A 9,021-nucleotide genomic window follows, 5' to 3' on the forward strand; every position below is an offset into this window, starting at 1 on the left:
GCTCGAACATGATACAGTGCACCAAAAAAGTGCAGGAGTGTGGATGAAAACGGAAAATCTGCCCGACAGCGAGCAAATATTAAACTCACTCATTAACAGTGTATTGGTACTGGATACGGATCTCGTCATCTGTTATGCCAACCATGCAGCACTGCAATTATTCGCTCAGAGTGCCCGTAAACTATTCGGTACACCTCTTCCAGTGCTGTTCAGCTATTTTTCACTGGATACAGAATTGATGCGCTCTAGTCTGGTCAGTGGCCAGAGTTTTACTGATAACGAAGTAACATTAGTGGTTGAGAACCGCTTTCATATTATGTCGCTCAGTGCCCAACCCATTTCCGAGCAGTTCATCTTGCTGGAACTGGCGCCTATGGATAGTCAACGCCGGTTAAGCCAAGAGCAGGTACAACAAGCTCAGCAGATAGCCGCACGGGAATTGGTTCGGGGGCTGGCACACGAAATCAAAAACCCCCTTGGTGGGTTGAGAGGAGCCGCACAATTACTGTCCAAAGCACTGCCTGATCCTGCTTTGCGGGAATACACCCAGGTGATTATTGAACAAGCCGACCGATTGCGCCATCTGGTAGACAGATTGCTTGGCCCACAACATCCGGGTGAGCGAATTAAACAAAGCATTCATTATGTTGCTGAACGGGTCTCCCAGTTAGTCTCGCTGGAAATGCCGGATAACATCACACTGGTAAAAGATTATGATCCCAGTTTGCCAGAACTGGCCCACTATCCTGATCAAATTGAACAGGTATTGCTAAATATCACCCGTAATGCCTTGCAAGCACTAGAAAAACAGGGGGGAACCATTACCCTCCGCACTCGTACCGCTTTTCAGATTACCTTGCATGGTAAGCGCTATCGTCTGGCGGCCAGAATTGACGTGGAAGATAACGGGCCAGGTATCCCGCCACCAATTCAGGACACCTTGTTTTACCCAATGGTCAGTGCACATGAAGGTGGGACAGGTCTTGGTCTATCCATTGCTCGCAATTTAATAGACCAACACTCCGGCAAAATAGAATTTACCAGTTGGCCGGGGCACACAGCATTTTCTATCTACTTACCAATTAAGAAATAGAGGATAACGATGCAACAGGGAAAAATCTGGATCGTCGATGATGACAGTTCAATCCGCTGGGTACTGGAACGGGCGTTAAGTAACGCGGGGATGGAATGTACCAGTTTTGCCGACGCGGATAGCGCCCTAACCGCGCTGGCCCAAAACACACCTGATGTACTGATTTCGGATATCCGTATGCCGGGAATGAATGGGCTAAACCTACTGAATAATATCAAACAGAGCAACCCGTTGCTGCCAGTCATCATTATGACCGCCCATTCTGATCTGGACGCTGCGGTCAATGCTTACCAACAAGGTGCTTTTGATTACTTACCAAAACCCTTTGATATTGATGAAGCCGTTGCCTTGCTGGAACGGGCGCTTAGCCACTCCCGCGATCAGAATCAATCAATTAAAAGTCCACAGGTCGTCACACCCGTTTCTGACATGATAGGAGAAGCGCCTGCCATGCAGGACGTTTACCGCATTATCGGCCGCCTCTCCCGCTCCTCCATCAGCGTCCTGATTAATGGCGAATCCGGTACCGGAAAAGAGCTGGTGGCTCATGCGCTGCACCGCCACAGCCCACGGGCCAATGAGCCATTTATTGCCCTTAACATGGCAGCTATCCCTAAAGATTTAATTGAGTCAGAGTTGTTTGGTCATGAAAAAGGGGCTTTCACCGGCGCTAATCAGGTACGTCATGGGCGGTTTGAACAGGCTAATCGCGGTTCACTGTTTCTTGATGAAATTGGTGATATGCCTCTGGACATTCAGACCCGTCTGTTACGGGTATTGGCGGAAGGTCAGTTCTACCGAGTTGGCGGTTATGCTCCCGTAAAAGTGGATGTGAGAATTATCGCGGCAACCCATCAGGATCTAGAGCGCTTGGTACAGAAAGGCAAATTCCGTGAAGATCTCTATCACCGCCTCAATGTTATTCGTATGCAATTACCGCCCTTACGTGACAGAGTAGAGGATATCCCTCGCCTGACCCGCCATTTCTTACAACAGACCGCCAAAGAGTTGGGCGTAGAAACAAAGATTCTCCATCCTGACGCAGAAATAGCCTTAATGCGTTTACCCTGGCCGGGCAATGTTCGCCAGTTGGAAAATATCTGCCGCTGGCTGACAGTCATGGCGGCAAGCCAAGAAGTATTAGTGCAAGATTTGCCGTCTGAATTATTTGAAACTCATCATACCGAAACCGGCACAACAACATCTGTAAATACCGTACCCGCAAATACAATACCGGAAAACTGGTCGCGGCTACTTGCCCAATGGGCAACAAATGCCTTGGAAAATGGTCGGCAGGATCTGCTATCTGAAGCATTACCATTATTGGAGCGTACCTTACTTGATTGTGCACTTAAGCATACTAAAGGCCATAAACAAGATGCTGCACGATTGCTAGGTTGGGGACGCAATACTATTACACGGAAGTTAAAAGAACTTGGGTTGGAGTAAGGAGATAATATCTCCAGCCTTATCACCACCTTGCGGAATTATTATTCCCAGCACGAGTAATGCCGCCGGAATAAAAAAATTCCAGCCAAAGTGGCCGCAGTCATAGCCTCTCTTTACGTTTTTGTTCTACTTGTTAAGTTTTTTCCTCTTATTATTGTTATTTTTATCTGTAGCTTAGTTTTGATGGTAAATGTATGGCATTGGTCATTATGGGTTTTCGATCTTTACCCGTTATCTTTCAAGTTGCTTCTTTGTTGGCTGCACTCACTCACCCCGGTCACATCGTTATCTATGCTCCCGGGGATTCGCTCCCTTGCCGCCGCGATGCATCTTGAAATCCATAGGGTATATTATTTAATTAATCGCTTTATTTAAATAGATCTAGGTAAATGAGGTTAAGTGAAAACCGTAAAATCGTAAAACCGGATATCCAAATGTAAAATAAAAAGATCTTAAAACGGTTAAAACCTTTTTATTTAAAAACCATACTCTGAACAATCAAATCACCCTTGAAAACTGACGCTGGCTAACTTCCCGGCGTAAATAAATATCAAAACACATACAGATATTACGAATCAGTAACCGGCCTCGTGGCGTTACCCAGATCTGTTTCTCATTAACTTCAACCAGTCCATCGTCAACTAATGGCGTTAATAATTGCAAATCTTCCGTGAAATAATGGGTAAAACTCAGCCCATATTGCTGCTCAATATCGGCAAAATTTAGACGGAAATTACAGATAAGCGCTTTAATAACATCACGGCGAATACAATCATCTCGGGACAGCGTTAAACCACGCCATAAGGCATGCCCCTGTTTTTCTAATTCCGCATAATAAGTTTTTAACTCTTTTTGATTTTGAGAATAGCTATCGCCCAACATACTAATAGCAGAAACTCCCAAACCTAGCAGGTCACACTCTTCCTGAGTGGTATAACCCTGAAAATTGCGATGTAACTTCCCTTCCCGTTGAGCTACCGCCAGTTCGTCATCCGGGCGAGCAAAATGGTCCATGCCGATAAACTGATAGCCATTGTTTGTCAGCGTTGCGATTGTTTCTTGCAATATATCCAGCTTTTGCTCGGCACTCGGTAAATCATGTTCCTTAATTTTACGTTGAGCAGCAAATAAGCTCGGCAAATGAGCATAATTGAAAATACTCATTCTGTCCGGTGATAACGCTAATACTCGCTCCAGAGTAAATGCAAAACTTTCTGGTGTTTGTTTCGGCAGGCCATAGATCAGATCAATACTGGTGGAATTAAAACCCGTCTTGCGGGCACGTGCTACCAAAGCAAAGATAAACTCTTCATCCTGTTCACGGTTCACCAGACGCTGTACTTCTTTATTGAAATCCTGTACGCCCATGCTCAGGCGGTTAAAACCTTCACTGCGCAGGTGATCAATCATATCCAGTTCAATTTCACGTGGGTCAATTTCAATGGAAATTTCAGCATCCGGCAGAAAATCAAAATGGTGACGCAACAATCCCGTCAATTTACTGATTTGGTCTTTATCAAGGTAGGTTGGTGTACCACCGCCCCAATGCATCTGACTCACTTTACGACCAGAAAACAACTTTGCCCGGTCACGAATTTCCCGTTCAAGCCATTGCAGATATTCATCCGCTTTATGCTTCTGACGGGTGACCTGTTTATTACAACCACAGAAATAACAGAGCTTATGGCAAAACGGGATATGGAGGTAGAGAGAAAGCGGTCGTTCAGGATAACAGGTAGCAGCCTCGATAAATGCTGCATTGTCATACTGTTGATTGAATTCCAACGCCGTAGGATATGAAGTATAGCGAGGGCCGGAATAATTGTATTTCTGGATCAAAGGCAGATCCCAAACGATGGCTTGCTCAGACATGCTCATTCCTTCCGATGTTTTTGCCCATCAAAACGTAACGCTTTCATATGGTTAATATGTTGCGCTATGGTGGCTCCGCGCAGCCGGGTTTTACGCCGCGATAATCGCCATAGTTTACCCAATAACCATAGCAAATAACACACTAATAGTATGGTTATTAGGATCAATCCGCCTCTGATCATGAGAGATTAAATTATTTACCTTTCAGCAGTTGCATAATGTCATCCTGCTTCTCTTCTTCACTCTCTTCCTCATCCAGTTTAATACCTAACTCTTCCATCAGAGCGTCAATCCGATCCAGCGTTGTGTCAACATAAGCATGCTCTTCTTTAGACAGACTTTCGCCATTTTCCAGACGCTCTAACAATGCATCCAGACGATCGTCGTTTTCTAGCATCGCCAACTCTTCCTGTGGCGACAGACGTGGTTTTGTCTCGACTTTATTAGCAACGACAGGTTTTGTCGGTTGTTCTCCGACAATCAGCGGAACAGGCACTTTACTGCCAAGACGTGGATCACGTTGCTGTTTGCCTGACTGATGTTTATCACCGCTCTGCTCCTGATTGCGGTTACCGGGCGAATTGCCGCGATGTTTTTTCTCACGCTTACGTGCACGCCCTTCCGCATTCAATTCTTCGCGGTTTTTTCTTTTCTGTTTACTAGCAGATGCTTTGGCTGGTGCTTTTTTCTTTAACGGGTTCATAGCCTGTTACTCAGTTTGGTTTATCAGGGTATTGTTGCGCCGGAATCTAGCAGAAACTGCACGTATAGAAAAGCGCCGTGAATAACTCTTTATCTTTTAAAAAAAATAGCCAAAAATCTCTTATCATTCATGCATGGTTTAACCATCAACAAATATTCTATTACTCTTAGCTTTCAATAAATGATAAATCGATATGCCTATTTTTGATACTTCTTGCTATAAATCCGTTTACTTGTGGGTAGTGGGTTATGCTTTGTTATGGATGATAGTGAGTTATTCATTCGACCCAACCGTCCCTTATGATGCCGTCGAAGCATTGAACTGGGGGAAAAACGGCGAATGGGGTTCACCTAAAAATCCGTGGTTAGTGGGTGTAATGATGCTGCCTGCTATCCATATCAGCGGTGTTTCATTGAGTTTTTACTGGTATTTCATTCACTTTATTGCTATTGCGATTGGCATGCTCGGTGTATGGCATCTGGCATTTCGGCTGACAGGGAAAAAAGAGCTGGCATGGCTCGCCATGCTGACATTGAACCTGTCTGGTATTATTAACTTCGATATTATCCCATATAACGATAATTATCTGCTAATTATGCTATGGCCGTGGATTATGTTGTTCTTTCTACGAGCCGTGTATGACAATCCGCATTGGTGGTTGGCGTTTGCCCTGAGTTCCGGGCTGGCAACAATGGGAAAATATTCTACATTGGCATTGGTTGGTTCAGTTTTTCTATTGACCCTGTTTGTGCCTAAAATTCGCCAATGTTACCGCCAACCCGCGTTTTATCTCGCACTGGTTATCTGGTTTATGCTGGTCCTGCCTAACTTCTGGTGGCTGTGGAATAATGATTTTGCCGCCTTCAAATGGGTAAATTCACAAATAGATAGCGGGTTTAATCTACAGACCACCCGATCATTATTATCAGTATTTTATCCACTGATTATCGTTGGCATTATTATTTATCAGCTCGGCGGCCGTATTAGCTGGCCGAAGGAACAACCGAACCGATTGGTAAACATTATCATCTTGTTGCCATTACTGATTATCTACTGCTGGTTCTCATTCAATAAGGGGGGAAGAATGACAGAATGGCTGCACCCCTTTATGTCTGTTTCATCAGCGCTGTTGGTCGGTTCTATTACCCGATTTCCACAAAAATCATTACGCAGCACTTTGAGAGGGTTGATTATCGTTGCGGTATTGATTTTGATGGGATACGTACTGATTATGACAGCCAATGTTCACGGTGCCGGCCATAAATTCGAAGGTATAAAAGACTTTTCCCGGCAACTGGAACAACGCTGGCATCAACGCTATTCGACACCGCTCCATTATGTCGGGGGCGAATACTTGCATCAGTGGCTGACTGTTTACGCACCAAGTCAGCCAGAGACAATCCAACCTTGGATACCGGGAGAGCAGGCACCCAATATCTACAACCGCCATGTTAAAGCAAGTGATATTGTACGTGACGGCGCTATTCTAGTAGGTGAAAAGGGTAAAACGTGTGAACAGGAAGATTTTCACAGCGTTCTGCAATACTGGCCAACTCTGATAATAGAGAGCACTGATGAGTTTCTTTTCCAGCCTGAACCTGAAACTAAGCCAATATTGGTTTGCGTAGGTTTTGTGCCACCGGAAAAATATCAGTAGCTTTCTCTGCAAGTTGAAAGCCTGATTTATAGGCTTTCAACATTTCATACGCTATTAACCAACAGACCGACTAACTTAGCAACATCCTGTATGATGGCTTGCACATTGCCGTTACGTAGCGCAGCAAAGGCCAGAGGTGTGTCGTCATAAGAGATCACTTTGGCTGTCGGATAATGCTCGCGCAGATGCTGCACGATTGCCAGGTTGGGGACGCAATACTATTACACGGAAGTTAAAAGAACTTGGGTTGGAGTAAGGAGATAATATCTCCATATCGATCACCACTTTGTAGAATTTAATATATCAGATTCCCCATTAGCAGGATTAAATAACCAATCCAGATCACATTTTATACTACCCATTCAGACAAGAAAATAATCCCACATTAGAATAGTTTATTAATGTTATTATTAAACTGTCAGGATTATTTATGAGAAGACGCTTTCTTTATCACCAAAGCCTGATAGGGCTTATCCTGCTGGCAATTTCCGAACTGGTCTATGCCTCAGCATCCATCAGCCCTGCGGATCAAGAAACCATCACGCAACAACAAAAAGCATTGCTGCAACAAGCCGAGCAACAACGGGCAACGCTGCGCAACAGCATCACCTTATCTCCATCACCCGATGTAACACCGGGTACAGCGGAATCTATCTGCCACACCATTCACCAGATTGAATTCGACGGTGCCAAAAGCCTGCCTCGATCAGTCAAACAGCGCTTAATACACCCTTATTTATCCCACTGCTTATCTTTGCAGGACATTAATGCATTGGTACGAAAAACCACTAATGCCTACATTGAACGGGGTTATGTCACTTCCCGGGCCGGACTCAGCGCACAGGATTTATCCTCTGGTGTTCTCATCATTACGGTCAATGAAGGCAAAGTTGAATCAGTCAGTCTGGACGGTGAAACACCTCTCTCGTTGAAAATGGCTTTTCCGAGCATAGTGGGTAAAACGCTTAACCTGCGAGATATCGAACAAGGCATGGAACGTTTAAATCGCCTGCCATCTCAACAAATGACCATTGATATTCAGCCGGGCAAACAACCGGGTTATTCCACGGTTATCCTAAAGCGAACATCGATTCGCTTACCCGTTAGTGCCAATTTAGGAGCGGATAACAGTGGTCAAAAAAGTACCGGCACCGGGCAAATCAATACCAACGTGAATCTGGATAATCCATTACACCTCGCTGACCAGTGGTCATTATCCGCCAGCCGTAACAGTGACTTCCGCAATAGCCATCAAAGCCGTAGCCTCTCCGCCAATGTGACGGTTCCTTATGGTTACTGGTTATTCAGTTATCAATATGCATGGAATGACTCTTTTCAGAATATCCCAGCATGTTCACAAACCTATCGCTACACAGGTGACAGCCAGACTCACCGGCTGGCAGTAAACCGGACGTTATATCGTGATGGAGAACAGAAGCTGGCACTGGATATGGGGCTGACACGCCGTCGGACCACCAATTTACTGGCAGGAGAAACATTATCCATCAGCAGCCCGACACTGAGCACAATCAACCTCGGCGTTAATTACAGTACCACGCTGGCAGGTAGCTATATCACTTTTAACCCGATGGTGAGCCACGGTTTACAAACATTTGGCACCACCAAAGATGATCCGCGTTTCTCAGATGCGCCACGGAGTCAATTTCACAAATTCAGTCTGAACGCCAGCTATTTCATGCCTGTCACAGACTCCGTTTATTACCTCTCATCGATTTACGGCCAGACCACGCCAGACAACCTTTACGCCAGCGAACGTCTCTCACTGGGGGGACAATATTCCGTTCGGGGATTCAAAGAGCAATATCTCACCGGCAACCGCGGCGGATATTGGCGCAACGAGCTGAACTGGCGGATATCAGAACTGCCTATCCCAGGCGAACTCGCTTTAACCGGAGCGCTGGATACTGGCTGGTTACAGGAAAAAACCGGACAAATCGAGGGCGGCAATGTCACCGGTACGGCTCTGGGCTTATCACTGACTCACCCTGGATTCAACCAGACCATCACTATTGGGAAACCCCTCATTCACCCTGATCACCTAAAACCGGATCACTGGGTCGCTTATTGGTCAGTATCACTGACTTTTTAACACTTAAATTAAACAAAAGGGATAGTACGATGAGTAAACGCAACAACTCGGTGGCGAGAGGCACGAGTTATCTATTAATTTACCTGACCGCCATTCAGCCGCTTCACCCGGCGATTGCCGCGGGGATCACACCGGAT

At 45.4% G+C, this 9,021-nt stretch carries 7 protein-coding genes and 2 pseudogenes; 6 read left to right on the top strand and 3 right to left on the bottom strand.

All coding sequences use genetic code 11. The features are described 5' to 3' along the window. Nucleotides 1-43: 43 nt before the first annotated feature. The 3 genes from glnL (at nt 44) to SLS51_RS11355 (ending at nt 2,877) form a co-directional block, all read left to right on the top strand. The gene (glnL, locus tag SLS51_RS11345; protein WP_323838362.1) at nt 44-1,093 is read left to right on the top strand and encodes a nitrogen regulation protein NR(II); all 1,050 of its coding nucleotides are present in this window, start codon (nt 44-46) and stop codon (nt 1,091-1,093) included. A gap of 9 nt (nt 1,094-1,102) precedes the next feature. Beyond that, a complete protein-coding gene (glnG, locus tag SLS51_RS11350) occupies nt 1,103-2,542 on the top strand; it encodes a nitrogen regulation protein NR(I) (protein WP_323838364.1) in 1,440 nt (479 codons plus the stop codon). Nucleotides 2,543-2,736: 194 nt separating this feature from the next. Next, complete coding sequence (locus tag SLS51_RS11355) at nt 2,737-2,877, top strand: hypothetical protein (protein WP_323838366.1); 141 nt, start codon at nt 2,737-2,739, stop codon at nt 2,875-2,877. Between the two features lie 163 nt (nt 2,878-3,040). Here SLS51_RS11355 and hemN read toward each other — a convergent pair whose 3' ends face one another. Both hemN and yihI read right to left on the bottom strand, forming a co-directional pair. Then, a complete protein-coding gene (gene hemN, locus SLS51_RS11360) occupies nt 3,041-4,414 on the bottom strand; it encodes an oxygen-independent coproporphyrinogen III oxidase (RefSeq protein WP_323838368.1) in 1,374 nt (457 codons plus the stop codon). A gap of 193 nt (nt 4,415-4,607) precedes the next feature. Continuing rightward, entirely contained in the window at nt 4,608-5,117 is a 510-nt protein-coding gene (yihI, locus tag SLS51_RS11365; protein ID WP_323838370.1) for a Der GTPase-activating protein YihI, read from the bottom strand. A gap of 193 nt (nt 5,118-5,310) precedes the next feature. On the opposite strand from yihI, the gene SLS51_RS11370 reads away from it, so the two are divergent. Further along, nucleotides 5,311-6,774 carry an ArnT family glycosyltransferase gene (locus SLS51_RS11370; protein WP_323838372.1) on the top strand — a complete coding sequence of 488 codons (1,464 nt, stop codon included), beginning with the start codon at nt 5,311-5,313 and terminating at the stop codon, nt 6,772-6,774. A gap of 53 nt (nt 6,775-6,827) precedes the next feature. Here SLS51_RS11370 and SLS51_RS11375 read toward each other — a convergent pair. Then, nucleotides 6,828-6,959: pseudogene (locus SLS51_RS11375) on the bottom strand (amino acid ABC transporter substrate-binding protein); the annotation flags it as partial. On the opposite strand from SLS51_RS11375, the pseudogene SLS51_RS24675 reads away from it, so the two are divergent. Further along, nucleotides 6,953-7,030 (top strand): annotated as a pseudogene (locus SLS51_RS24675) (helix-turn-helix domain-containing protein); the annotation flags it as partial. The pseudogenes SLS51_RS11375 and SLS51_RS24675 sit on opposite strands and share 7 nt — an antisense overlap. A 174-nt stretch (nt 7,031-7,204) precedes the next feature. After that, nucleotides 7,205-8,884, top strand: coding sequence for a ShlB/FhaC/HecB family hemolysin secretion/activation protein (locus tag SLS51_RS11380; protein WP_323838374.1), 1,680 nt, complete (start codon nt 7,205-7,207; stop codon nt 8,882-8,884). Nucleotides 8,885-9,021 lie beyond the last annotated feature (137 nt).

Origin of the sequence: Photorhabdus africana (assembly GCF_035181445.1) — a bacterium.
Lineage (GTDB): Bacteria > Pseudomonadota > Gammaproteobacteria > Enterobacterales > Enterobacteriaceae > Photorhabdus > Photorhabdus laumondii.

Excerpts from the sequence above, each read along its gene's own strand:
- hemN (WP_323838368.1), bottom strand. The coding sequence starts at position 4,414 with ATGTCTGAGCAAGCCATCGTTTGGGATCTGCCTTTGATCCAGAAATAC.
- yihI (WP_323838370.1), bottom strand. The coding sequence starts at position 5,117 with ATGAACCCGTTAAAGAAAAAAGCACCAGCCAAAGCATCTGCTAGTAAA.
- glnG (WP_323838364.1), top strand. The coding sequence starts at position 1,103 with ATGCAACAGGGAAAAATCTGGATCGTCGATGATGACAGTTCAATCCGC.
- SLS51_RS11355 (WP_323838366.1), top strand. The coding sequence starts at position 2,737 with ATGGCATTGGTCATTATGGGTTTTCGATCTTTACCCGTTATCTTTCAA.
- glnL (WP_323838362.1), top strand. The coding sequence starts at position 44 with ATGAAAACGGAAAATCTGCCCGACAGCGAGCAAATATTAAACTCACTC.
- SLS51_RS11370 (WP_323838372.1), top strand. The coding sequence starts at position 5,311 with ATGCCTATTTTTGATACTTCTTGCTATAAATCCGTTTACTTGTGGGTA.
- SLS51_RS11380 (WP_323838374.1), top strand. The coding sequence starts at position 7,205 with ATGAGAAGACGCTTTCTTTATCACCAAAGCCTGATAGGGCTTATCCTG.